Here is a 24,986-nt window from a genome sequence, read left to right as displayed (position 1 = left end):
CGTCAGTTCCCCAGGATCACGGCGCCGTCGTCGGTGTCGTCACCCTCGGCCGTCGCCGGTGCGCTGATGCTCGGGGACGAGACGCGACGGGACCGCGAACGGCCCTGCCCCGGCTGCTTGGGCTCCGGGAGCGCCTGCAGCACGGAGTCGAGCAGGGACTCGGCGTCCCCGCTGACCTGGCGCGGCTCGCGCTTCGTGGCGGCGATCGGGATGTCGAGGATCGCGACCGAGGTCTCGGCCGGGGTCACCGGGGCGCTGGAGCTCACCCGACGGCGGGTCGGCGCCTTGGCCGGCGCGTCCTCGACGGCGGGGGCAGCAGCGACCGGAGCCGCCGCAGCCGGAGCGGCGTCAGCCGACGGGCCCTGCTCGGGCGCGGGCGGTGCATCGGGCGTCGAGGACGAGCCGGACGCGGTGTCCGCCGTCGTCTCGGGCGCACCGGCACCGCGGCCACCACGACGACGCCGACGCTTCGAGCCCGACGACTGCTCGCCGTGCTCGGCCTGCGACGCGCCGGTGTCCGGACCGGACTCCGCGGCGGGTGCCTCCGGAGCCGATGCCGCCGATGTTGCCGATGCCGCCGAACCCGCCGACACTGCAGAGGACGCCGAAGCCGGGGTCGCAGCCCCGTCGTGCTCCTCGTGCGGGATGGTCGATGCGGCGATCCGGGACAGCGCGCTCTTCACGTCGTCCGTGATCTGGTGCGCGTGCGACGAGCCGTTCGACGGCGAACCGTTGCCGGACCCGCCGTTCGACCCGTTCCCACCGTTCGAACCGTTCCCGCCGTTGGACCCGCCGTTGCCGGCCCCACCGCGGCTCTTGCGACGGCTCTTCGACGGCCCCGGGTCGGCGTTGTTGTCGTTGACCTTGGCGTTGACCTCGTCGAGGGACTCGCGGAGCCCCACGCCGATCTTCTTGCGGGTCATCTGCACGAGGCCGAGCGAGGTGACCTCGGCGACCTGGTGCTTCGTCCGGTCACGGCTGAGGCACTCGACGAGTCGACGCAGCACGAGGTCGCGGTTCGACTCGAGCACCATGTCGATGAAGTCGACGACGATGATGCCGCCGATGTCCCGCAGGCGGAGCTGGCGGACGATCTCCTCGGCCGCTTCGAGGTTGTTCTTCGTGACGGTCTCCTCGAGGTTGCCGCCGGACCCGACGAACTTCCCCGTGTTGACGTCGACGACCGTCATGGCCTCGGTGCGGTCGATCACGAGCGAACCACCCGAGGGCAGCCAGACCTTGCGGTCGAGCGCCTTCTCGATCTGCTCGTTGAGGCGGTACTCCTCGAAGGAGTCCGGGCCGTCGTAGATCTCGACGCGGTCCTTGAGGTCCGGCGCGACCGCGGTGAGGTACTCGTCGATCGTCTCGCGCGCCGCGGAGCCGTCGATGATGAGCTTGGTGAAGTCCTCGTTGAAGACGTCGCGGACGATCTTCACGAGCAGGTCCGGCTCCGAGTGGAGCATGACCGGCGCCTGGCCGTTCGCGACCTTCTTCTGGATCGCCTCCCACTGGCTGGTGAGCCGCTGCACGTCGCGGGTGAGCTGCTCCTCGGTCGCGCCCTCGGCGGCAGTGCGGACGATGACGCCCGCGTGCTCCGGGAGGACCTCCTTGAGGATCTTCTTGAGGCGCGCCCGCTCGGTGTCCGGCAGTTTGCGCGAGATGCCGTTCATCGAGCCGTTCGGCACGTACACGAGGTAACGACCCGGCAGCGAGACCTGGCTCGTCAGACGGGCGCCCTTGTGTCCGACCGGGTCCTTCGTGACCTGCACGAGCACCTTGTCGCCCGGCTTGAGCGCGGCTTCGATCCGACGCCCGTGGTTGCCGGTGTCGACCGAGTTCCAGTCGACCTCGCCCGCGTACAGCACGGCGTTGCGACCGCGACCGATGTCGACGAACGCCGCCTCCATCGAGGGCAGGACGTTCTGCACCTTGCCGAGGTACACGTTGCCGATGAGCGACACGTTGTGCGACTTCGTCACGTAGTGCTCGGCGAGGACACCGTCCTCGAGCACGCCGATCTCGATCTTCGAGGCGCTCGACCGGACGATCATCTGCCGGTCGACGCTCTCGCGGCGGGCGAGGAACTCGTCCTCGGTGACGACCTGGCGTCGACGGCCGGCATCGCGCCCGTCGCGGCGGCGCTGCTTCTTCGCTTCGAGCCGCGTCGAGCCCTTCACCTTCTGCGGCTCGGTGATGTACTCGACCTCGCGACGGCGGGGCTCCTGGTGGTCCCGCGGCTCGCGCGGCTCGCGGGGCTCACGGCCTTCGCGGTCGGCGCTCGTGCCGCGGCGACGCGACCGACGGCGTCCGCCGCCCTGCTCGTCGTCGTCGTCCTCGTCGTGACGGGGCGCGCGCTCGGGCAGGTCCGGCAGGACCGGGGCGTGGAAGATCAGGCTGAGCGTGCTCGTCGCCTTGGGGACGAACGGCTCGTCGACGGGCTCCGCCGGACTGGAGGCGCTGCTCGCGTCCGCCTCGACCGTCGCGGCCGGTGCGGCTGCGGTCTCGGTGTCGTCACCGGCCGTGATGACCGGCAGGTCGCCCGTGAGGGTGCTCACGTCGTGCGGCTCGTCGCCGCCGGCGGTCGCCTCGACGGCGACCGACACGGTGGGCGCCTCCGGCGCTCCCCCGGCTTCGGGCGCTGCGTCCGTCACCGCGAGCGTCTCCGCGCCGGCGTCGGACGTGCCGTCCGCCGGAGACCCGGTCACCTGCTCGACGGGACCGGTCTGCGCGGCGTCACCCCGTGCCTCCTGGCCGGCCGACCGGGCGCGCCGACCGCCGAACAGGCGGCCTCGACGCTTCGGTGCGACTTCTTCGTTGTTCGTGTTGTCGTTGTTCTGCTCCACCATGGACCTGGTGCACTCCTTGACCCCGCTCGCATCCTGTCCGGACGGCGGGAATTCTGTAGTTGTAGCGGGTGGCGACCACGCCCCCGCGTTCGCTGTCTTGTGACCGTCGCGTCGCGCGCGTCCCGGTCACGGTGCGCTCTCACCGCACCTGATCGTCCGGGCTGGGCCCGGAAAGCTTTCGTCGTCGTGCGGATGGCCGCACGACCTCCAGGGATTATCGCATGCCGCACCGGGAAAGGACCGGATCGAGCATGCGATGATGACGCCGTGAGCACGCCAGCACCTGCCGTCCGCCGTCCGATCGCCATGGGCGTCTTCCTCCTGATCACCGGTGCCGTCGGTCTGTACGGCGCCTTCCGACTGGTCATCGACGAGTTCGAGAAGTACGCGCACCCCCAGGCAGTGCTGTCCTGCGACGTCAACCCGTTCATCAACTGCTCCGACGTGATGGCCAGCTGGCAGGGGCACCTGCTCGGGTTCCCGAACCCGCTGCTCGGCGTCATGGGCTTCGTCGCCCCGATCGCCGTCGCGGTCATGCTCCTGGCCGGGTTCCGGAACGGTTCGCGCTGGTTCTGGATCGCGTTCAACGCGGGCGTGTTCCTGGCGTGGGTCTTCGTCACGTGGCTCTTCACCCAGACCGTCTGGTTCATCGGCGCGCTCTGCCCGTGGTGCATGCTCGTCTGGTCGATGACGATCCCGATGTTCTGGGTGTTCACGATCTGGAACGCCGCGCAGGGTCGCTTCGGCGCCGGCGCACAGCGGCTCGGCCGGACCCTGCTGCCCTTCTGCTGGGCGTTCCCGCTGGCGAACTACCTGTTCATCGCCGTGTCGATCCTCATCGTGTTCCCGCGGGTCCTCTCCTCCTTCTGAGCGCTTCTGAGCGCCCGCTGAGCGTTGCCGATGACGCGTCACCGAATTCCTGGGTCCTTCCCAGCCAGATCGGCCGATCGGCCCACCAGCACGACCTACGCTCGATGGCGATGAGCGAGAACGAGAGCAAGAAGGCCCGGCGGGAGGCAGCGCGGGAGCGCGCACGCCTCGCCCGCGCGAAGGAGCAGGCGCGTCGACGCCGCAACAAGACCCTGGGGATCAGCGGCATCATCGTCGGCGCGCTCGCGGTCGCCGCGATCGTCGTCGTGGTGGTCGCGAACTCCGTGCAACCCGCCGGCCCCGGGCCGAAGAACATGGCGAGCGACGGTGTGCTCCTGACGGGGTCGAACGGGCAGATCGTCCCCGTCACCACGAAGGCCACGCCGGAGGGCGGGAAGCCGACCCCGACGAAGCAGGACGACTCGGTCGCGAACATCACCGTGTACTCGGACTACATGTGCCCGTACTGCAACCAGTTCGAGACGAGCCAGATGTCCCAGATCCAGCAGTGGGTGAAGGACGGCTCGGCGACGCTCGAGCTGCACCCGTTCAATCTGCTCGACCGCGTGTCCCTCGGCTCGAAGTACTCGACCCGTTCGGCCGCCGCCGCAGCCTGCGTCGCGAACTACGACCCGGACGCGTTCCTGGCGTACAACACGTCGCTCTACGAGAACCAGCCGTCCGAGAGCACGCGCGGCCTCACGAACGACAAGCTCGCATCGCTGGCGAAGGCCGCCGGGGCGACGAACGAGAACGTGGCGTCCTGCATCACGGACCAGGAGTTCGCCGGGTGGGTTGCCGACGCGACGAACCGGGTGCTGAACGACCCGATCCCGAACTCGTCGCTCGACAAGGTCACCGGCACCCCCACCGTGATCGTCAACGGCAAGCAGTACAACGGGTCGCTCACCGACACGGACGCCTTCGCCGCGTTCGTGGAGCAGAACGGCGGGAAGGCGTAGTCCCGGCCGCTCCGGACGACGACGGCCCCCGCTTCCGATCGGAAGCGGGGGCCGTCGTCGTCCGGCGTGCTACTTCGACGCGGCGTCGATCTCGGTGATGACGTCGGTCAGCGTGGCGATCTTCTTGCCGTTCACGAGGACGGTCGGCGTGCCGAAGCCCTGCGTGCCCTGCAGTGCCGGATCGGCCAGCACGGCGTTGGTGGACTTCGTCACCCACCCGCGGAAGCGCTCGCTCGACAGGCACTCGGAGACGTTCGACCCGGTCGCGCCGCCGGCCTTGACGAGCTTCGCGATCTCGGCGTTCGTCAGGCCCTTCGTGCCCTCCTCCGGCTGGTTGTCGAAGAACTGCGTCTGGACGTCGAGGAACTTGTCCGGCGCGTAGTTCGCGACGCACATCGCGGCGTTCGCGGCACGGCTGGCGTACCGCGAGTTCTGGTAGCTGCGATCGAGGATCGACACGGGCTGGATCGCGAGGGTCGCGTCGCCGGACTTCACCTTGTCGAGGATCTGGTCGGCGTAGGCGGCCTCGAACTGCTTGCAGACCGGGCACGCCCAGTCGACGTACTCGGTGACCTGGACCTTCCCGTCGGCGGCCGCGGTGGGCACCGGGGACGGGGTGGCCTTCGCCGACACCGCGCCGGAGGTCACGGGGGTGACCGTGCCGTCGCTGCCGGTGAACTGGATCGCACCGGTCGCCATGTTCTTCGGCCCGGCCGCGGACACGGCGGGCTGGTTGTTCACGTTCACCACCACGATCGCGACGATCGCGGCGACGGCGATGATCCCGAGGCCGATGCCGCCCTGCAGGAACCAGCGGTTGCGGCGCTTGCGGCGCTTCTCGGCCTCGGCGCGCTGCCGGGCGACGTCACGGGCGTGCTGGCGACGCTCGTTCTTCGAGGGACGGTCGTTGTTCGTCACGCGTCGATCCTCCGGACTCAGGCAAACCAGAGCGCGAGCTCGCGCGCCGACGACTCGGGGCTGTCGGAGCCGTGCACGAGGTTCTGCTGCACCTTGAGGCCCCAGTCGCGGCCGAGGTCACCGCGGATCGTCCCCGGCGCGGCCGAGGTCGGGTCGGTGGTGCCGGCGAGCGACCGGAAGCCGGCGATGACGCCGTTGCCGGCGACGCGCACGGCGACGACCGGGCCGGACTGCATGAACTCGACGAGGGGCTCGAAGAACGGCTTGCCCTGGTGCTCCTCGTAGTGGGCGTCGAGCAGGTCACGGGGCGCCGTCACCATCTTCAGGTCGACGATCTCGTAGCCCTTGGCCTCGATCCGGCGGAGGATCTCACCGGTGAGCTGGCGGGCGACGCCGTCGGGCTTGACGAGGACGAGGGTCTCTTCGAGATCGGACACGCGGAACTCCTGGTGTTTCGTGGTCGAACGGGGTGGTCAGTCCTCGCCGAGTGCCGCGCGTCTCGCGGCGTTCTGACGGTCGAGCTGACCGCCCTTGACGAAGCAGAAGACCCACAGCGCCAGGAACACCACGGCCACGGCGAACATGAACGGTTCGATGAACCCGGTGGCGAGGATGGCCGCCTGCAGCAGCCACCCGAACCCTACACCGGCGCGGTTGCCGGTCAGGCGAGAGGCCAGCGCCAGCACGATCATCGAGCCGATGCCACCGCCGAACGCGACCGCCGGCGGGAGCGTCCCCTTGCCGAACACGACGAGCATCGGGAAGAAGAACATGATCGCCTCGAGCACGAGGGTGATCGACAACAGGCTCTCCCGCGCACCGCGATCGCGTCGCGGCCGACGGGTGCGCGGAGCGCGTGGGGTCCTGGAGGCGCGGCCCGCGTCCGTCACTTCGTCCCGCCTTCGGCGTGGACCAGGTCCATGACGCGGCCCACCATCACGATCGAGCCCGCGACGAGCACCATGGCGTCGTCCGCCTCGGCGTCGTCCGCGAGGTCACGGGCCTCCTGGAGGGCGGCCTCGAGCGACGGCTCGACGACGACCCGGTCCTCGCCCACCTCGTCGACGACGACCCGGGCGAACTCGTCCGCGTCGAGGGCGCGCTCCCCCCGGCGGCTGCGTCACCACGAAGGTCGCGACGGTGTCCTTGAGCGCGCGGACGAAGCCGCGGGCGTCCTTGTCGCCGAGGATGCCGACGACGCCGACCACGTGCTCGGACGGGAACGCCACGGGGAGCGCCTCGGCGAGCGCGCGTGCGCCGTGCGGGTTGTGCGCCGCGTCGACCACCACGGTCGGACCCGTGGCGATCGGCTGGAGCCGGCCGGGGCTGGTCGCCCCGGCGAGTCCCTCGGACAGGACGTCCTCGTCGAGGGCCTGCGAACCGCGGCCGAGGAAGGCCTCGACGGCGGCGATCGCGACGGCGGCGTTGTGGGCCTGGTGCCGGCCGAAGAGCGGCAGGAACAGGTCGTCGTAGCGTCCGGCGATGCCCTGCACGGTGATGAGCTGGCCGCCGACGGCCGGCGTCACGTCGACGAGCCGGAAGCCGTCCCCCTCGACCGCGAGGGTCGACTCGGTGAGCTCGGCCGCGCGCTGCAGCTCGGCGAGCGCCTCGGGCGTCTGCGCGCTCGAGACTATCGACGACGACGGCTTGATGATCCCGGACTTCGTGCGGGCGATCTCGGCGACGGTACTGCCGAGCTGCTTGGCGTGGTCGATCGCGATCGGCGTGAACACCTGCACCTGGCTCTGCACGACGTTGGTGGAGTCCCACTCGCCGCCCATGCCGACCTCGATCACGGCGACGTCGACCGGAGCCTCGGCGAAGCACGCCAGGGCGAGGACGGTCAGCGCCTCGAAGAAGGTCAGCGGGAGCTCGCCCTTGTCGGTGAGCTCCTGGTCGGTCATCTCGAGGATCGGGGCGATGTCGTCCCAGTTCTCCACGAAGCGGTCGGCGGCGATCGGGGTGCCGTCGATGACGATGCGCTCCCGGATCGACACCAGGTGCGGGCTCGTCATGAGGCCGGTCCGGAGGCCGTGTGCCCGGACGATGCTCTCGGCCATGCGCGCGGTCGAGGTCTTGCCGTTCGTGCCGGTCAGGTGGATCACGGGGTACGACAGGTGCGGGTCGCCGAGGAGCTCGACGGCGCGCCGGGTCGCGGACAGCCGGTGTTCGGGCGACTGCTCGCCGATCCGGGCGTACAGGGCCGCCTCGACGCGCTTGACCTCGTCGTCGTCCGCGCCGTAGGGCACGGCGTCGGCGGGGTCCGTCGCACCGGCGGGGCCGACGGGGATCTCGATGCCGTCCTCGGACGGTTCTTCGGGGTACTCGCTCATGCGCGTGACACCTCCACGGTCACCTTCGCACCGTCACCGACGTCGGTGGTGGTGGCGTCTGCCCCGAGGGGCACGATCTCGACGCTCGTCGACAGGGTCTCCCCCGCGATGAGCTGCTGGTGGGTGCGGACCGCCGCGTCGGCGACCTCGTCCGCGCCGAGGGTGAGGACGATGCGGTCGCTGACGTCGAGGTCGGCGTCACGGCGGGCCTGCTGGACGGCGCGGACGACGTCGCGGGCGAGTCCCTCGGCCTCGAGCTCGGGCGTCGTCACGGTGTCGAGCACCGCGAAGCCGCCGCCGTCGAGGAACGCCACCGCCACGGAGTCGTCGGCGACGGTGAGGTCGAGCGTGTACTCGCCCTCGACGAGGTCGACGCCGCCGACGGTCACGCCGGACTCGGTCGCGGTCCAGTCGCCCTTCTTGGCGGCTGGGATGACCTGCTGGACCTGCTTGCCGATGCGGGGTCCGGCGGCACGGGCGTTCACGGTGAGCTTCCGCTCGATGCCGTACCGACCGAGCGACGACTCCTCCTGCTGCTCGAGCACGACCTGCTTGACGTTGAGCTCGTCGCGGAGGATGTCCACGAAGGGTTCGACGGCCGCCGGGTCGGGCACCACGAGCGTCAGGGTGGCGAGGGGCAGGCGGACGCGCTTGCCGGTGGCCTTGCGGAGCGCGAGCCCCTTCGAGGCGACGTCCCGCACGCGGTCCATGGCGTCGACGAGCGCCTGGTCGGCCGGGAACTCCTCGGCGTCGGGGAAGTCCTCGAGGTGGACGCTGCGGCCGCCGGTCAGTCCCCGCCAGACCGCGTCGGTCACGAGCGGGGCAAGGGGTGCGGCGACGCGGGTGAGCGTCTCGAGCACGGTGTACAGCGTGTCGAATGCGGCACGGGCCTCGGGCGAGGACTCGGCGCCGAGCCAGAACTTGTCGCGCGACCGGCGCACGTACCAGTTCGTCAGCACGTCGGCGAAGTCGCGGACGGCCTGGGCGGCGAGCGGGGTGTCGAGCGCATCGAGGTGCTGCTGCACGTCCGACACGAGCACCCGGGTCTTCGCGAGCAGGTAGCGGTCGAGCACGTCGGTGCTCGCCGTGCTCCGCGACGCCTGGTACCCGGACTCCCCCGACGCGTTCGCGTAGAGGGTGAAGAAGTAGTACGTCGACCAGAGCGGGAGCAGGAACTCGCGGACGCCCTGGCGGATGCCCTCTTCCGTGACGACGAGGTTCCCGCCGCGGATGACCGACGACGACATCAGGAACCAGCGCATCGCGTCGGCACCGTCGCGGTCGAACACCTCGGAGACGTCCGGGTAGTTCCGGAGCGACTTCGACATCTTCTGGCCGTCGGAGCCGAGCACGATGCCGTGGCTGATGACGTTCTTGTAGGCCGGCCGGTCGAACAGCGCGGTGGACAGCACGTGCATGACGTAGAACCAGCCGCGGGTCTGCCCGATGTACTCGACGATGAAGTCGGCCGGGTTGTGCGACTCGAACCACTCGCGGTTCTCGAACGGGTAGTGCACCTGGGCGTACGGCATCGACCCGGAGTCGAACCAGACGTCGAACACGTCGGTGATCCGGCGCATCGTCGACTTCCCGGTGGGGTCGTCCGGGTTGGGGCGCGTCAGGTCGTCGATGAACGGGCGGTGCAGGTCGACCTCGCCGTCGGCGTTCACCGGCAGTCGACCGAAGTCACGCTCGATCTCCTCGAGCGAGCCGTACACGTCGGTGCGCGGGTGCTCGGGGTCGTCGGACTGCCACACCGGGATCGGCGTGCCGAAGTACCGGTTGCGGGACACCGACCAGTCGATGGCGTTGCCGACCCACTTGCCGAACTGACCGTCCTTGACGTTGTCCGGCACCCAGTTGATTTCCTGGTTGAGCTCGCCCATGCGGTCGCGGAACTCGGTCACGCGGACGAACCAGCTCGACACGGCCTTGTAGATGAGGGGCTTCCGGCAGCGCCAACAGTGCGGGTAGCTGTGCTCGTAGGACGCCTGGCGGAGCAGTCGCCCGGCGTCGCGGACGGCCTTCGTGAGGGGCTTGTTCGCGTCCGACCAGAGCATGCCGGCGACCTCGCCGAACTGCGACGTGAAGACACCGCCCTCGTCGAGCGACAGCACCACGGGGATGCCCGCAGCGGCGCAGACCACCTGGTCGTCGGCACCGTAGGCGGGAGCCTGGTGCACGATGCCGGTGCCCTCGCCCGTCTCGACGTAGTCGGCGACGAGGATCTTCCAGGCGTTCTCCATGCCCTCGGTCTCCGCGAGGAAGTCGAAGAGGCGCTCGTACTCGACGCCGTCGAGCTCCGCACCCGTCAGGGTGCGGACGGCCGCGGCAGCGGCGTCCTCCGCGCTCTCGTAGCCGAGGTCCTTCGCGTACGCGGCCACGGTGTCCGACGCCAGCAGGTAGTGGACGGAACCGGCGGCGCCACCGTCAGCCGCGCCTCCTGGGCCGGCCGGCAGCACCACGTACGAAACCGCAGGCCCGACGGCCAGCGCGGCGTTCGTGGGCAGGGTCCAGGGGGTCGTCGTCCAGGCGAGCGCACGCACGCCGTCAAGCCCGAGCTCCGCGGCGCGCGAGCCCCGCAGCGGGAACGACACCGTGACGGACTGGTCCTGGCGCATCTTGTAGACGTCGTCGTCCATGCGCAGCTCGTGGTTCGACAGCGGCGTCTGGTCGTTCCAGCAGTACGGCAGGACCCGGAAGCCCTCGTACGCGAGCCCCTTGTCCCAGAGCTGCTTCCACGCCCACAGCACGCTCTCCATGAACGTCACGTCGAGGGTCTTGTAGTCGTTCTCGAAGTCGACCCAGCGCGCCTGGCGGGTGACGTACTGCTGCCACTCGTCGGTGTACTGCAGGACGGACTTCTTGGCGGCGGCGTTGAAGACGTCGACGCCCATCTCGTCGATCTCGTGCTTCTCGGTGATGCCGAGCTGGCGCATCGCCTCGAGCTCGGCGGGCAGGCCGTGCGTGTCCCAGCCGAAGCGGCGGTGCACCTGCTTGCCGCGCATGGTCTGGTAGCGCGGGAAGACGTCCTTCGCGTACCCGGTCAGGAGGTGGCCGTAGTGCGGCAGGCCGTTGGCGAACGGCGGGCCGTCGTAGAACGTCCACTCGTCGCAGCCCTCGCGCTGGTCGATCGACGCCTGGAACGTGCCGTCGCCCTTCCAGAAGGCGAGGATCCCCTGCTCGACGGCGGGGAAGGACGGCGACGGGACGACGCCGTCTGCGTCGGAATCAAGTGGGTAGCGCACCGCGGGGCTCCTGTGGGTTGCCGGTTCTCAGGACCACGAGGACGGAGCAGGCTCCGCGGTACCACCTCGCTTGCCGCTCCGGGTGACCCGGGGCGACCGCTCGTTGCCGGGGCGTGCGCGGCCCGGTCCGCCCGGTTCTACTGCCGGCGGTCGATGGTGCTGACGGCCGGGTTCTTCCGGAGGCTCCCCGGTGATGGCCGGATCGACGCCTGTGCGCACGAGTTTAGCGGACGGGAGCATGCTGGAGCGATGCCCTCGTCAGATGCTGCCCCCGCGCAGCAGGAGCGTCCCGATTCCCTGCTCACCGTCGTCATCGCGTTCGGCGCGAACCTGCTCGTCGCGATCGCCAAGACGATCGCCTCCCTGATCTCCGGATCGGCGTCCATGGTCGCCGAGGCCGCGCACTCCTGGGCCGACACCGGCAACGAGATCTTCCTGCTCGTCGCCGAACGGCGTGGCTCGAGGAAGCGCGACACCGCGCACCCGCTCGGCTACGGCCGTGAGACGTACATCTGGTCGATGTTCGCCGCGTTCGGCCTCTTCACCGCCGGCGCCATCGTCTCGATCTACCACGGCATCACCGAGCTCGGGGACACCGGGCCGGCCGAGGACGTGCTGCTGAACTACATCGTCCTCGGGCTGTCGTTCTGCCTCGAGGGCACGAGCTTCCTGCAGGCGTACCGGCAGGCGCACGGCGCGGCGACGAAGCGGCGGGTCCCGGTGCTCCGGCACGTCCTGCAGTCGTCGAACCCGACCCTCCGTGCCGTCTTCGCCGAGGACGCCGCGGCACTCATCGGCCTCGTGGTCGCGTTCCTCGGGGTGTTCCTCCACCAGGTCACCGGCCTCGCGGTCTTCGACGCCATCGGCTCGATCGCGATCGGCATCCTGCTCGGGGTCGTCGCGATCGTCCTGATCGACCGCAACCGCCGGTTCCTGCTCGGGGAGAGCACGTCACCGGAGCTCGAGAACGCGGTGCTCGTCGAGCTGCTCGGGCGGTCGCAGATCGAGCGCGTCACCTACCTGCACCTCGAGTTCGTCGGGCCCTCGCGGGTCTACCTCGTCGCCGCGGTCGACCTGACCGGCAACGAGAACGAGGAGCACGTGGCGGTGCGGTTGCGCGACGTCGAGAAGTCCCTCGAGGAGAGCCAGTACATCGAGGAGGCCGTGCTCACCCTGAGCTACCCCGGCGACGAGTCGCTCGTGCCGACGGGCGACGACGTGCCGGAGGTGGTGCGGGACGGGACGGCCGAGGACGTCGCCGCGGGCGGGGCCGGCACGCTCCGGACCGACTGAGCCGCACGCGGCTGCCGCGCGGTCGGGTCAGCCGCGGTCGGCGGGCACCAGGGTCGCGGTGTCCCCGCGGCGCTCGATCACCAGGCCGTCCCGCACGACCCACACCCGCAGCGCGTCGAGCCGGAACTCCTCGAACCGCTCCGGGTGCTCCCGCAGCAGGGCACGCAGGTCGTCGTCCATCGGGAACCGCGGGTCGATCCCGGCGACGAGCACGCCGTAGTCCCCGTGCGTCACCCCCTGGGTCGCGCCACGGCGGCCGATGAACACCGCGAACGACTGCTGCGCCGATCCCGACACGAGGACGCGGACGTCGTCCGGCACCCCGCGTTCCTCGAGGACACCCTCGAGCCGGGCGAACCCGGTGGTGCGGGTCTCGGCGACGGTCCGCACCACGACGAACGCGGGGACGATCGTCACCACGACAGCGAGGAGCGCCACCACGGTCGTGAGCGGCGGCCGCAGCCGGGCGAGCCGGGTGTACCCGACGGCGGCGAGCGCGATGATCCAGGGCATCCACGCCTGGTAGTAGTGCGGCAGTGCGACGTTGGCCGTCGAGTAGAAGACGACGAGGATCCCGAGCGCGATCCCGAGGAGCGCGACGAGCCGGTCCGGGCGGATCGCGAACGCCGCGGCCATGCCGACCAGGAGCACGACGACCGTCGGCCACCCGACGCCCTCGACGACCCGCACGAAGTTCGTCCACCACGGCGCGATCATGTACGTCTTCCCGAGGACCGAGATGATGTGCCCGCGGGTGTCGTGCTTGCCCTGGAACTCGATCATGAAGGTGATCGCCCGGACCCCGCCGACGGGCACGTACGCGACGACGAACACCACGGCGAACGCCGCGGCGGCCGCGACGCCCCCGGTCAGCAGCCCGGACCAACGCCGGAACAGCAGCGGGACCGCGACCAGCGCGAGCACGAGGACGGTGGTGGTGACCTTCGACGTGACCGACAGCGCCAGCAGGGCACCGGCGAGCGCCATCCACCACCAGCCGTCCCAGGCCGTGGTCCGGTCGGCGGGGCGTCGGGGTCGGGTCGCCCACTGCCAGGCCGCGGCGAGCGCCGCCACGGCGAAGAAGGTCATGAGCGGCTCGAGGAGGGCGAGCCGGTCGATCCGTGCGGCCGTGCCGGACGCGACGTCCGCCCACGTCGGCGAGTCGGCACGCGGCGTGAGCCACCAGAGCCCGGCGGCGAGCACGGCACCCCAGTACCCGATCGGACGCCGGAGGCCAGGCGAACAGGACGATGCCGGTGCCGAACGAGGCCGTCGCGGCGACGAGACGGGGCCCGAGCACGCCCTCGCCGAACACGAGCTGCGCGACGCCGAACAGGTACTTGCCGGTCGGCGGGTGCTGCAGGTTCGAGGTGAGCACCCCGTGCACGTAGTCCCACCCGGCCCGCGTGTAGGTGAACTCGTCGACGTAGGTGCTCTGTCGGCCGATGTGCCAGTACGCGACGAACACCCCCGCGAGGGCGACCACGGCGAAGACCGCGGTTCGTGTCCATCGCGCGCGGGTCATGGGGAGAGAGCCTATTGGGCCGGACCTCAGTGGGAGTCGAGACCCGCTGCGACCGGGGTGAGCGCCGCCCCGACGTACTCGACGAGCGGTCGGCGCCCGACCCCGTCCGAGACCCAGACGCCGAACGCCGCTGCGGCCGCTCCGAGCATGGCGCCGGACACCGTCTGGGGCCAGAGCGCCGCCGGGTGCTCCCCCGTCCGGCGGGCGACGAAGGCCGCCACCGCCGCGTGCTGGGCCGTCACCCGTGCCGCGACGCTCGCCACGAGCTCAGCACCGATGCCCATCACCTCGGCCTGTGCGATCGCCCAGGGGACCCGGTCGGGGTCGTGGGCGCGGGCGGTGGCGAGCAGCGCGGCCTCGACGGCCCGCACCGCGGATTCCTCGGTCGAGGCGGCGAGGCAGGCCGGGAGCGTCGCGACCGCGGCGTCGAGGTCGAGCCAGAGCACGTCGGACTTCGCCGTGAAGTAGTTGAAGAACGTCGCACGGCTGACCCCGGCCCGTGCGGCGATCTGGTCGACCGTGGTCCGGCCGTAGCCCTGCTCGAGGAACAGCTCGGCCGCGGCGTCGGCGAGCACCTCGGCGCTCGAGCGTCGGGGGCGGCCACCGCGGCGCATCGGTTCGTCCATGGGCCCCAGTAAACCGCTAGACTCGTTCAGCCATGATCTTGGACTCAGTACAGAAAACCACCGCCGTGGTCGCCGGCGCCGCCGCACTGCTCCTCGTGCTCGCCGGCTGCACCGGTGGCGGCACCGCGACGTCGAACACCACACCGGTCGACGGCGGCACGCTCACGTACGCCTCGGGCGACGCCGAACCGACCTGCCTCGACCCGCACGTCGGCGGCAACTACCCGCAGGCGCTCCTGTCCACCCAGTACATCGAGGAGCTCACGGCGCTCGACGACGGCAAGCCCGTCCCCGCGCTGGCGAAGTCCTGGACGACGAGCGACGACGGCAGGACGCTCACCTTCACGCTGCGCGACGACGTGACCTTCACCGACGGCACGCCCTTCGACGCCGCCGCGGTCGTGGCGAACATCGAGCACGTGCAGGACCCGGCGACCGCGTCGAGCACGGGGTACCTCGCGCTGCAGTCGATCACGAAGGCGACGGCCACCGACGACCACACGGTCACCCTGACGCTGAGCCGGCCGGACAGCGCGCTGCTCGAGTCGTTCTCGCAGCCGTGGGTCGGCATGGAGTCCCCGAAGGCGCTGGAGCGCTCGCAGGCGGTGAACTGCGAGTCGCCGGTCGGCACCGGCCCGTTCGAGGTCACCGGCTGGAAGCACGGCGACCGGGTGACGCTCCGCAAGAACGCCGACTACACGCCGCTCCGCGGGAGCACGGAGCCCCGCCTCGACGGCATCACGTGGCGCTTCCTGCCCGACTCGACCTCGCGGTACGCGGCGCTGCAGTCCGGCCAGGTCGACGTCATCGACAACGCCCAGCCCGACCAGCTCAAGGCGGCCTCGTCGAAGGGGTCCATCCGCGACCTCGACGCTCCGCGCCCCGGTGCGTCGAACCGCCTCGAGCTGAACTCCGGCCACGGGGTCTTCCGGGACGAGGCCGTCCGCAAGGCATTCATCGCCGGCGCCGAGATCGACCCCGGCATCCGGTCGCTCTTCCTCGGGACGGCGAAGCGCTCGTACTCGGTGCTCTCCAGCGTCGAGCCGTACGGGTACTCCGACAAGAGCCTGTTCCAGTACTCCCCGACGAAGGCGAAGCGCCTCCTCGACGACGCCGGCTGGAAGGTGGGCAGCGACGGCATCCGCGAGAAGGACGGTGAGCAGCTGACCGTCACGTTCCCGGTGTCGACGAACCAGTCCGTCCCCGCCGAGCGCAGCCTGTTCCAGCAGATCCAGGCCTCCGAGAAGGCCGTCGGCTTCAAGGTCGTGCTGCAGGAGCTCGACCTCTCCAGCTGGTACGCGGCCCTCGCGGCGAACGAGTACGACGTCGTCAGCGCGCCGTACACGAAGGTGGGCGCGGACGTCCTCCGCATCCTGTACGACTCCGCCAGCATCACGCCGGCACCGTCCGGGTACTTCGCGAACCTCGCCCAGCTCGACGACCCGAAGCTCGACGATCTGCTCCAGCGGGCTGCGCAGACCTCGGACACGTCCGAGCGCGGCGATCTCTACGAGCAGGCGCAGGAGATCATCCTGTCCAGCGGCACCGTCCTCCCGCTCTACGACCAGCAGAACCACTTCCTGCTGCGGTCGAGCGTGCACGGTGTGCAGACCACCGCGGTGTCGACGCCGTGGTTCGGCACGGCCTGGATCGACCGCTGATCGCGACCTCGCGATCGTCGGACGGGAGGCACGGATTGCGTCGCGGACGTCGAGGCACGCCCCCCGCGTGGTCGGCGTGGACCCTGTGGGGACTGCGCCGCCTGGCCGGCGGCATCGGGGTGCTCTGGGCGGTCGCCACGATCGTGTTCGTCGCGATCCGGCTCATCCCGGGCGACCCGGCGCTCGCGATCCTCGGCGGACCGGGCTCCCAGGCCTCGGCCGAGGCGGTCGCGCAGGTCCGACAGGAGTACGGCCTCGACCGGCCGGTGCTCGTGCAGTACGCGGTGTTCCTCGGGCGTCTGGCGACGGGGCACCTCGGTGACTCGTACGCGTTCCGGACGCCGGTGTCGACGCTCCTCGGGCAGCAGCTCCCGGTCACCCTGACCCTGGCCGTGGCCGGGCTCGTCGTCGCCTGGGTGCTCGCCATCGTCGCCGCGTGGTGGTCGACGCAGCGCGGTCGGTTCGCCGCGGGACTCACGAGCGCCCTGAGCGTCACCGCGAGCGTCACCCCGCACTTCTGGCTCGGCAGCGTCCTCATCGTGGTGTTCGCCAGCGCCCTCGGCTGGGTGCCGGCGGTCAGCGACGGCTCGGCCCGGGGCTGGGTGCTGCCGGTCGTCACGGTGGCCGTGCCGGTCGCCGGGTACCTCGCCGAGACCGTCCGGGACGGCGTGGTCGACGCACAGCGGTCGGCCTTCGCACTCGCGGCCCGCAGTCGTGGCGAGACCCGCGCGGGACTGTTCGGCCGGCACCTGCTCCGGCACGCCGCACTCCCGGGGATCGCCCTGTCCGCGTGGGCGTTCGGTTCGCTCGTGTCCGGTGCGGTCGTCGTCGAGTCGGTGTTCGCGCTCCCGGGCATCGGGCGCGCACTCGTGACCGCGGTGACGCAGCGGGACATGCCGCTCGTCGCGGGCATCGCGCTGGTGTCGGCCGCCGCGTACGTGGTCGTGCTCGCCGTCGCGGACCTCGTCGAGCGTGTGGTGGACCCGCGTGCCGGCGGGACGGCCGAGGCGGGGGCGACCCGGCGTCGCGCCCCGCGCGTCACCCGGCACGGGGCGGGCGCACGGTGAGCGGGATCGCCGAACCGCGCCTCCAGGCCGGTGCCCAGGGTGACGCGTCCGCCGGACGGTCCGAGCGAGTCCGTGGGGGGACGCTCGGCCCGGCCGGATGGACCGCTGCCGCCGTCGTGGCGCTGGCCGTGGTCGCGGCGGTGTGGCCGGCGCTGCTCGGCGGTGGCGACCCGCTCGCCGTGCACCCGGCGCAGGCGCTCCAGGCGCCGTCGTGGTCGAGCCCGTTCGGCACCGATGAGTCCGGGCGGGACGTCCTCGCCCGGGTCGTCGCCGGGACGCGGGCGTCGCTCGTGGTCGGTGTGGTCGCGACGCTCGTCGGCGGCGGGGTCGGGGTCGTGCTCGGCGTGGTCGCGGGACTCGGCGGGCGCGTCGTCGACGGGGTCGTCGGCCGACTGACCGAGGTCGCGTTCGCGCTCCCCCTGCTCCTCGTGGCGCTCGTCGTCATCGCGGTGACCGGCCCCGGGCCCGTCCCGGCGATGCTCGCGGTCGGGTTCGCCACGGCGCCCGGGTACGCCCGGATCGTCCGCGGGCTCGTGCTCCGGGCGGGCCGCTCGCAGGTCGTCGAGACAGCCGTGCTGATGGGCCGCTCCCCCGCCGTGATCACCGTGCGGCACGTGCTCCCCGCGGCGCTCTGGCCGGTCGTGGCGGTCGGGACGCTCGGCGTCGGGCAGGCGATCGTGTGGGCCTCGGCGCTGAGCTACCTCGGCGTCGGCACCCCGCCACCGGCGCCGGAGTGGGGCGCGATGCTGGCCGACGGTCGCACCTACCTGCAGACGGCCCCGTGGATGAGCACCTTCCCCGGCCTCGCGATCGTGGTCCTGGCGACCGCGGTGACCGTGCTCGGCCGGGCGATCCGACGAACAGGAGCGACCCGATGACCGTGCTCGACGTGCAGGGGCTGACCGTCACCATCGGCGGGGCAGTGGTCGTGCAGGACGTCGCGCTGCACGTCGATGCCGGCGAGTGCGTCGCGCTCGTCGGCGCCTCCGGCTCCGGCAAGACCGTCACCGCACGGGCGGCGCTCGGCCTGTCGGCGCCCGGCTCGTCGGTCCGGGTCGACCGGCTGACCGTGGCCGGGCTCGATGTCCGGGCGTTCTCGGACCGCAGGTGGCGGAGCGTGCGCGGCTCGCGGGTCGGCTACGTCGGCCAGGAGGCCCTGGGCGCCCTGGACCCGCTGCGTCCCGTCGGGCGCGAGGTCGCGGACGCCCTCCGGCTGCACACGGACATGACGGCGGCGCAGCGGGTGGGGGCCGTGCGGGACGCACTCGCCGCGGTCGGCCTCGACCCGGCGCTCGCCACGGACGGTCGGCTTGCGGGCTCCTTGTCCGGCGGGATGCGCCAGCGCGCCCTCATCGCCGCGGCCACGGTCGGGTCGCCGGAGCTCGTGGTCGCCGACGAACCGACGACCGCGCTCGACGCCGGGGTCGCGGTCACCGTGATGGAGCAGCTGCGTGCGGCCCAGTCGCGCGGCGCCGGGCTGCTCGTCATCACGCACGACCTCGGGCTCGTCGCGGGGTGGGCGGACCGGGTGGTCGTCGTGCACGAGGGACGCGTGGTGGAGCAGGGGCCGGTGGCGTCGGTGTTCGCGGCGCCGCAGCACGAGGCGACGCGGGCGCTGGTGCGGGCCGCGGGTGCGGGTGCCGGTGCGCCCGGGGCGGGTGCGCGCGGGACGGGTGCGGAGAGTGCCGGGGCGCCGGAGGCCACGCACGGTGCGCGGTTCGCCGGCGGTGGCGGCACGCACGGTGCGGGGTTCGTCGGCCAGACCCCGGCGGACCACCGCGTGCGAGGCTCCGACGCCGCACCCAGCGCGCAACCCGGCACCGAACCACCGGCCTCGCGCGGTGCGGGCGTGGTGCTCGCCGCCCGGGGGCTCGCGCGGGCGTTCGACGGCGTCCCCGCCGTGCGCGACGTGTCGTTCGGGCTCGAGCGCGGGCGCGTCCTCGGGGTGATCGGTGCGTCGGGGTCCGGCAAGACCACGCTCGCGAGGATGCTCCTCGGCCTCGAACTCCCCGACGCCGGCACCGTCACGCTCGACTCGTCGCCGTGGGTCCCGCTCGACGAACGCACCCGCCGGCCCCTGCGGCATCGGGTGTCCGCGGTGGTGCAGGACCCCGGGGCGACGTTCGACGAGCGGTGGAGCGTGGAGCGGGTCCTCGCGGACGCGTTCACCTTCGGCGCCGAGCGGTCGGCCCGTGGTGCGCTCGGTGCCCGCATCGACGCGGCGCTCGACCAGGTGGGGCTCGACCCTGCGCTCCGGCGACGCTCGCCGCTGACGCTGTCCGGCGGGCAACGGCAGCGCCTGGCGATCGCCCGCGCACTCGCGACGTCGCCCGATGTCATCGTGCTCGACGAACCGGTCACCGCACTCGACACCACGGTGCAGGACGCGGTGCTGACGCTCCTCGAGGGGCTCCGGGACAGCACGGGGGTGGCGATGGTCTTCGTGTCGCACGATCTCCGGGCCGTCCGGCGGATGGCCGACGACGTGCTGGTCGTGCACGAGGGCCGCGTCGTCGAGCACGGCCCCGCCGCGACGGTGTTCGACCGCCCGGCGCACGCCGTGACCGCGCGCTTGCTGCGGGCCGCCGAGCGGCTCGCCGCGGGCCCGCAGCCCGCGGCCGGCGCCGCGTAGCGCGCGCCGCGCGCCTGAGGTCGCCGAGACTCGGCCCGGCGGACACTTTCGCGGGTCGGAGGCCCGAGGAACGTCCGGCCAGCCGAGTCTCGGCGCAGGGCCGCGCCGCGCACCGCCGCGCCGCGCACCGCGCCCGGACGAGCGGAGGCACGGCGCGACGTCCGAGACGGACGCGCACCGTGCCTCCTGGCAGCCAGCGGCTACGAGCCCGCGGGCTCCTTCGAACCGTCACCGGACGACGGCACGTCGCCCGAGATGATCGGGATCTCGCTCGTCGAGAAGTCCTTCGCCCAGTCGGACTGCGCCAGCTCGGACTCCGGGTCGTTGTAGTCCTCGATGACCCCGGCGATCTCGTCCTCGTGCGCCACCGTGGGGCCGGACCCCATCAGCGGCGTCGCGGCCGTCTCCTTGGTGAAGTAGACGGCGACGAGCCCGATCAGGGCGGCCAGCATCAGGTAGAACGCCGGGATGTCCTCGGCCCAGCCGTAGCCGGCGTCCTTCGCGGCGTTGATGAGCGCCGAGGTGGCGAGCGGGGTCGTCCCACCGAAGAGCGACACCGACACGTTGAACGCGATGGCGAGCGCGCCGTAGCGGATGATCGTCGGGAACAGCGCCGGCAGGGTCGACGGCATGGTCGAGGTGAACGTCACGAGCACGACGCCCAGGATCAGGAGTCCCGCGAAGACCCCCACGCCGGTACCGGTCTGCACCAGCTTGAGCGCCGGCCACGACAGCAGGATGAACCCGACGCAGCCCGCGGCGAGCACGGGACGTCGGCCGAACTTGTCGGACAGGCGACCACCGAACGTGATGACGACCATCATGAGGATCATCACGATCACGATGAGGATCAGGCCGAACGTGGCGTTCTGGCCGAGGTTCTGCTCGAGGTACGTCGGCATGTACGACAGGAGCATGTAGTCGGTCACGTTGAACACGAGGACCAGACCGATGCAGATGATCAGCGAGCGCCAGTTCTCGGCGAAGAGCTTGAGGAACGGGGTCTTCTGCCCCTCGCGCTCGGCGGCCTGCTCCTGCTGCTTCTGGAACGCCGGGGTCTCCTCCAGCTTGAGGCGCAGGTAGAGACCGATCAGGCCGAGCGGACCGGCGATGATGAACGGGATGCGCCAGCCCCAGCTGAGCAGGGCGTCCTCGGAGAGGCCGAACTGCAGGCCCGTGACGATCGATGCGCCGAGCACGTAGCCGGCGAGGGTGCCGAACTCGAGCCACGAGCCCATGAACCCGCGGCGCTTGTCCGGCGAGTACTCGGCGATGAACGTCGCCGCCCCGCCGTACTCACCACCGGTCGAGAAGCCCTGCACGAACCGCGCCACCAGCAGCAGCACGGGCGCCCAGAAGCCGATCGAGCTGTAGCTCGGGATCAGGCCGATCATGAGCGTGCCAGCGGCCATCAGGATCATCGTGAGGGCGAGGACCTTCTGTCGGCCGATCCGGTCGCCGATCGGGCCGAAGACCGCACCGCCGATGGGGCGCACGATGAACGCTGCGGCGAAGAAGCCGAAGGTCGCGACGATGTTCGCGGCGGGGTCGCCCTCGGGGAGGAAGACCTTCGAGATCGTCACCGTGAGGTAGGCGAAGATGCCGAAGTCGAACCACTCCATGGCGTTGCCGAGCGCGGCGGCCGCGACGGCACGCTTGAGCAGCGACTCCTCGACGACGGTGACGTCGTCCTCGGTCAGCTTGCGGCGTGCGCGCTTCGCGGCGCCCTTGGTGCGCAGGGGGCGGTCGCCCCGTGCGTTTCCTGCTTCGTTCGGTGCCACGTGAGTTCCTCCGGTAGTGCTGTGTCTTGCCTTCGGGCGCCCGGCGGACGGCGGCGCTGCAGTCCCTGCGAATCCCGCGTCCGCCGGACAAACTCCGACAGACTATCAGCTGCCCGGCGTGTCTGCCGGATCCGTGTGCTATCGGCCACCGAAGGGTCGGTGCGAGCCGCTACGATCGTGGGACTGCGCAGCACGCGCACACACTCAGGCACCTCATCACGGACTCGGTGCCGCACACAGCGGTCGCAGCACCGCACCGAACGGAAGGCCCGCCATGTCGAAGCCCATGCCCGAGAAGCCCACGGTGGACGGACTCGAAGACGTCTGGGGCCCGGTCTGGGAGCAGGACGGCACCTACCGGTTCGACCGCGACGCCGCCGGCGACCGCAGCAACGTCTACTCGATCGACACCCCGCCGCCGACCGCCTCCGGTTCGCTCCACATCGGGCACGTGTTCTCGTACACGCACACCGACCTCAAGGCCCGGTACGAGCGCATGCGCGGCAAGCACGTCTTCTACCCGATGGGCTGGGACGACAACGGTCTCCCCACCGAGCGCCGCGTGCAGAACTACTACGGCGTCCGTTGCGACCCGCAGCTCCCCTACGACGCCACCTTCGTGCCGCCGTTCGAGGGCGGGGACAACAAGTCGTCGAAGGCGGCCGACCAGATCCCGGTGTCGCGCCGCAACTTCATCGAGCTGTGCGAGCGCCTGACCGTGCAGGACGAGCAGCAGTTCGAGCACCTCTTCCGCACGCTCGGCCTCTCCGTCGACTGGACGCAGTCGTACCGGACGATCGACGACACCTCGCGGGCGAGCGCCCAGCGTGCCTTCCTCCGCAACCTCGAGCGTGGTGAGGCCTACCAGGCCGACGCCCCGACGCTCTGGGACGTCACGTTCCGCACGGCCGTGGCCCAGGCCGAGCTCGAGGACAAGGAGATGCCGGGCGCGTACCACGGCATCGCCTTCCACCGCACGGACGGCGGCGACGACGTCGTCATCCAGACCACCCGCCCCGAGCTGCTCCCCGCGTGCGTCGCCCTCGTCGCGCACCCGGACGACGAGCGCTTCCAGGACCTCTTCGGCACGACGGTCCGCTCCCCCCTGTTCGACGTCGAGGTCCCGGTGCTCGCGCACCACCTCGCGCAGCAGGACAAGGGCGCCGGCATCGCGATGGTCTGCACCTTCGGCGACACCACCGACGTCGTGTGGTGGCGCGAGCTGCAGCTGCCGAACCGCGCGATCATCGGGTTCGACGGTCGCGTCCGCTCCGACGAGCCGGCCTGGATCGAGTCCGACGGCGGCAAGGCGCTCTACGCCGAGATGGCCGGCAAGACCGTGTTCTCGGCGAAGAAGGTCGTCGTGGACGCCCTGACCGAGTCCGGCGAGCTGATCGGCGACGTGAAGACGATCAACCACCCCGTGAAGTTCTTCGAGAAGGGCGACAAGCCGCTCGAGATCGTCTCGACCCGCCAGTGGTACATCGTGAACGGCGCCCGCGACGAGCAGCTCAAGGCGACCCTCCGGCAGCGCGGCGACGAGATCGCGTTCCACCCGGACTTCATGCGCGTCCGGTACGACAACTGGGTCGGCGGCCTCTCCGGCGACTGGCTCATCTCGCGCCAGCGCTTCTTCGGCGTGCCGCTGCCGGTCTGGTACCCGCTCGACGCCGACGGCAACCCGGTCTTCGACCAGCCGATCGTCCCGACCGAGGCCCAGCTCCCCGTCGACCCGGCGTCCGAGCCGGCCCCGGGCTACACCGAGGACCAGCGCGGTGTCGCCGGCGGGTTCCAGGGCGAGCTCGACGTGATGGACACCTGGGCCACCTCGTCGCTCACCCCGCAGCTCGCGGGCAAGTGGGAGACCGACCCGGCGCTCTACGACCTCGTCTACCCGTACGACGTCCGCCCGCAGGCGCAGGACATCATCCGCACGTGGCTGTTCACGACGGTGCTCCGCAGCCAGCTCGAAGCGGACACCGTCCCGTGGAAGCACGCGAGCATCTCCGGCTTCATCGTGGACCCCGACCGCAAGAAGATGTCGAAGTCGAAGGGCAACGTCGTCACGCCGCTGTCGATCCTCGAACAGCACGGCGCCGACGCGGTCCGCTACTGGGCGGCCTCGTCGAAGCTCGGCACCGACGCGGCGTTCGACCCGCAGAACCCGAAGCAGATCAAGGTCGGTCGTCGTCTGGCGATCAAGGTCCTCAACGCCGCGAAGTTCGTCTACAGCTTCCCGCTACCCGAAGGCGCCACGAGCGTCACCGAGCCGCTCGACGTCGACGTGCTCGCCGAGCTCGGGTCGGTCATCGACCAGGCCACCACGGCGTTCGACGCGTTCGACCACGCCCGTGCCCTCGAGGTGATCGAGCGCTTCTTCTGGACCTTCTGCGACGACTACCTCGAGCTCGTCAAGGAGCGCGCGTACGGTACCGCCTCGGACGCGACGCACGAGACCCAGGCGAGCGCGGTCCTCGCGCTCCGCGCCGCGATCGACGCGCTGCTGCGCCTGCTGGCACCGTTCCTCCCGTTCGCGACGGAGGAAGTGTGGGCCTGGACCCACGAGACCAGCGTGCACCGCGCCTCCTGGCCGACCGTGGCCGAGCTGCCCACGCAGGCCGAGCCGACGGGGCTCCTCGGGGCGGTGGGCCAGGCGCTCATCGGCATCCGCGGGGCGAAGACGGCCGCCAAAGCGTCCCAGAAGACGCCCGTGACGCGCGCCGTCGTGCAGGCCCCGGCCGAGACGCGGGCGCTCATCGAGCGCGCGGCGGTCGACCTGGCGGCCGTCGGCCGCATCGAGAACCTGTCGTTCGAGGACGGCGCGGAGCTGGCCGTCACCGAGATCGAGCTGGCGGAACAGCAGGCGTAACGTCGGTCGTCCGGGCCGGGTCGCGTGTGCGATCCGGCCCGTCCACCACCGGACTGGAGGCACGGATGCAGTTGGGCAGACGCTGGAACGTGGGTGCCGAGGCACCCGGGCAACTCCCCGAGGCGATGGTCGTCGCCGTGCGGGGTGTCGAGGACGAGCTCGCGTCGGAGTCGGTCGACACGGCGGGGTGGGGCTGGACCCTGACCTTCCTCGAGGGCAAGCCGATGGTCGCGCTCGACGACGGCACCTCGATCCACCTCGACGACGCCGGGCACGCCCAGGTCACGAACCCCGACGACGCCCCCGAGGAGGACTGAGGGCGCTCGCGCCGCATCGCTTGGTGAGCAGAAATGGT

17 protein-coding genes and 1 pseudogene are annotated in these 24,986 nt (G+C 71.3%); 9 read left to right on the top strand and 9 right to left on the bottom strand.

Annotated elements, in window-relative coordinates; all coding sequences use genetic code 11:
• Positions 1 to 2: 2 nt before the first annotated feature.
• Positions 3 to 2,846, bottom strand: coding sequence for an Rne/Rng family ribonuclease (locus QE359_RS10065; protein ID WP_309779045.1), 2,844 nt, complete (start codon positions 2,844 to 2,846; stop codon positions 3 to 5).
• A gap of 267 nt (positions 2,847 to 3,113) precedes the next feature.
• On the opposite strand from QE359_RS10065, the gene QE359_RS10060 reads away from it, so the two are divergent.
• Positions 3,114 to 3,716, top strand: coding sequence for a vitamin K epoxide reductase family protein (locus tag QE359_RS10060; RefSeq protein WP_229085097.1), 603 nt, complete (start codon positions 3,114 to 3,116; stop codon positions 3,714 to 3,716).
• Positions 3,717 to 3,826: 110 nt separating this feature from the next.
• Positions 3,827 to 4,678, top strand: a complete 852-nt coding sequence (locus QE359_RS10055; protein ID WP_175473612.1) for a thioredoxin domain-containing protein — start codon at positions 3,827 to 3,829, stop codon at positions 4,676 to 4,678.
• Between the two features lie 69 nt (positions 4,679 to 4,747).
• On the opposite strand, the gene QE359_RS10050 is transcribed toward QE359_RS10055, so the two are convergent.
• The 5 genes and pseudogenes from QE359_RS10050 to ileS all read right to left on the bottom strand — a co-directional run bounded on the left by QE359_RS10050 (position 4,748) and on the right by ileS (position 11,177).
• A complete protein-coding gene (locus QE359_RS10050) occupies positions 4,748 to 5,596 on the bottom strand; it encodes a thioredoxin domain-containing protein (protein ID WP_309779044.1) in 849 nt (282 codons plus the stop codon).
• A gap of 17 nt (positions 5,597 to 5,613) precedes the next feature.
• A complete protein-coding gene (gene ndk / locus QE359_RS10045; RefSeq protein WP_070416558.1) occupies positions 5,614 to 6,033 on the bottom strand; it encodes a nucleoside-diphosphate kinase in 420 nt (139 codons plus the stop codon).
• Positions 6,034 to 6,069: 36 nt separating this feature from the next.
• Positions 6,070 to 6,399: a DUF4233 domain-containing protein gene (locus QE359_RS10040; protein WP_267484031.1), complete on the bottom strand. Its 330-nt coding sequence runs from the start codon at positions 6,397 to 6,399 to the stop codon at positions 6,070 to 6,072.
• Positions 6,400 to 6,482: 83 nt separating this feature from the next.
• Positions 6,483 to 7,929 (bottom strand): annotated as a pseudogene (locus QE359_RS10030) (bifunctional folylpolyglutamate synthase/dihydrofolate synthase).
• Positions 7,926 to 11,177, bottom strand: coding sequence for an isoleucine--tRNA ligase (gene ileS / locus QE359_RS10025; RefSeq protein WP_309779041.1), 3,252 nt, complete (start codon positions 11,175 to 11,177; stop codon positions 7,926 to 7,928). Before ileS ends, QE359_RS10030 begins: the two are co-directional and overlap by 4 nt.
• Before the next feature lie 249 nt (positions 11,178 to 11,426).
• Between ileS and QE359_RS10020 the strand changes: the two genes are divergently transcribed.
• Positions 11,427 to 12,470: a cation diffusion facilitator family transporter gene (locus QE359_RS10020; protein ID WP_070416561.1), complete on the top strand. Its 1,044-nt coding sequence runs from the start codon at positions 11,427 to 11,429 to the stop codon at positions 12,468 to 12,470.
• 27 nt (positions 12,471 to 12,497) lie between these two features.
• Here QE359_RS10020 and QE359_RS10015 read toward each other — a convergent pair whose 3' ends face one another.
• Both QE359_RS10015 and QE359_RS10010 read right to left on the bottom strand, forming a co-directional pair.
• Positions 12,498 to 13,673 (bottom strand): phospholipid carrier-dependent glycosyltransferase, encoded by a 1,176-nt coding sequence (locus QE359_RS10015; RefSeq protein WP_309779040.1) that lies wholly within the window; start codon positions 13,671 to 13,673, stop codon positions 12,498 to 12,500.
• A 348-nt stretch (positions 13,674 to 14,021) separates the two neighbouring features.
• On the bottom strand, positions 14,022 to 14,621 hold the full coding sequence (locus tag QE359_RS10010; protein ID WP_070416563.1) for a TetR/AcrR family transcriptional regulator: 600 nt from the start codon (positions 14,619 to 14,621) through the stop codon (positions 14,022 to 14,024).
• Between the two features lie 32 nt (positions 14,622 to 14,653).
• On the opposite strand from QE359_RS10010, the gene QE359_RS10005 reads away from it, so the two are divergent.
• Genes QE359_RS10005 through QE359_RS09990 form a run of 4 tightly spaced genes read left to right on the top strand, consistent with a single transcriptional unit; the run spans position 14,654 to position 19,981 of the window.
• Positions 14,654 to 16,282: an ABC transporter substrate-binding protein gene (locus tag QE359_RS10005; protein ID WP_309779039.1), complete on the top strand. Its 1,629-nt coding sequence runs from the start codon at positions 14,654 to 14,656 to the stop codon at positions 16,280 to 16,282.
• A gap of 35 nt (positions 16,283 to 16,317) precedes the next feature.
• Positions 16,318 to 17,349, top strand: a complete 1,032-nt coding sequence (locus QE359_RS10000) for an ABC transporter permease (protein ID WP_309779038.1) — start codon at positions 16,318 to 16,320, stop codon at positions 17,347 to 17,349.
• On the top strand, positions 17,346 to 18,227 hold the full coding sequence (locus tag QE359_RS09995) for an ABC transporter permease (RefSeq protein WP_309779037.1): 882 nt from the start codon (positions 17,346 to 17,348) through the stop codon (positions 18,225 to 18,227). Before QE359_RS10000 ends, QE359_RS09995 begins: the two co-directional genes overlap by 4 nt.
• Positions 18,224 to 19,981: an ATP-binding cassette domain-containing protein gene (locus QE359_RS09990; protein WP_309779036.1), complete on the top strand. Its 1,758-nt coding sequence runs from the start codon at positions 18,224 to 18,226 to the stop codon at positions 19,979 to 19,981. The genes QE359_RS09995 and QE359_RS09990 overlap by 4 nt, the downstream gene beginning before the upstream one ends.
• 200 nt (positions 19,982 to 20,181) lie before the next feature.
• Here QE359_RS09990 and proP read toward each other — a convergent pair whose 3' ends face one another.
• Complete coding sequence (gene proP / locus QE359_RS09985) at positions 20,182 to 21,762, bottom strand: glycine betaine/L-proline transporter ProP (RefSeq protein WP_309779035.1); 1,581 nt, start codon at positions 21,760 to 21,762, stop codon at positions 20,182 to 20,184.
• Positions 21,763 to 22,036: 274 nt separating this feature from the next.
• Between proP and valS the strand changes: the two genes are divergently transcribed.
• Positions 22,037 to 24,631 carry a valine--tRNA ligase gene (gene valS / locus QE359_RS09980; RefSeq protein ID WP_309779034.1) on the top strand — a complete coding sequence of 865 codons (2,595 nt, stop codon included), beginning with the start codon at positions 22,037 to 22,039 and terminating at the stop codon, positions 24,629 to 24,631.
• 65 nt (positions 24,632 to 24,696) lie between these two features.
• Positions 24,697 to 24,948, top strand: a complete 252-nt coding sequence (locus QE359_RS09975) for a hypothetical protein (RefSeq protein WP_071301756.1) — start codon at positions 24,697 to 24,699, stop codon at positions 24,946 to 24,948.
• Positions 24,949 to 24,986 lie beyond the last annotated feature (38 nt).

Origin of the sequence: Curtobacterium sp. SORGH_AS_0776 (genome assembly GCF_031453355.1) — a bacterium.
GTDB lineage: Bacteria > Actinomycetota > Actinomycetes > Actinomycetales > Microbacteriaceae > Curtobacterium.
This window is presented reverse-complemented; position numbering and strand designations above follow the sequence as displayed.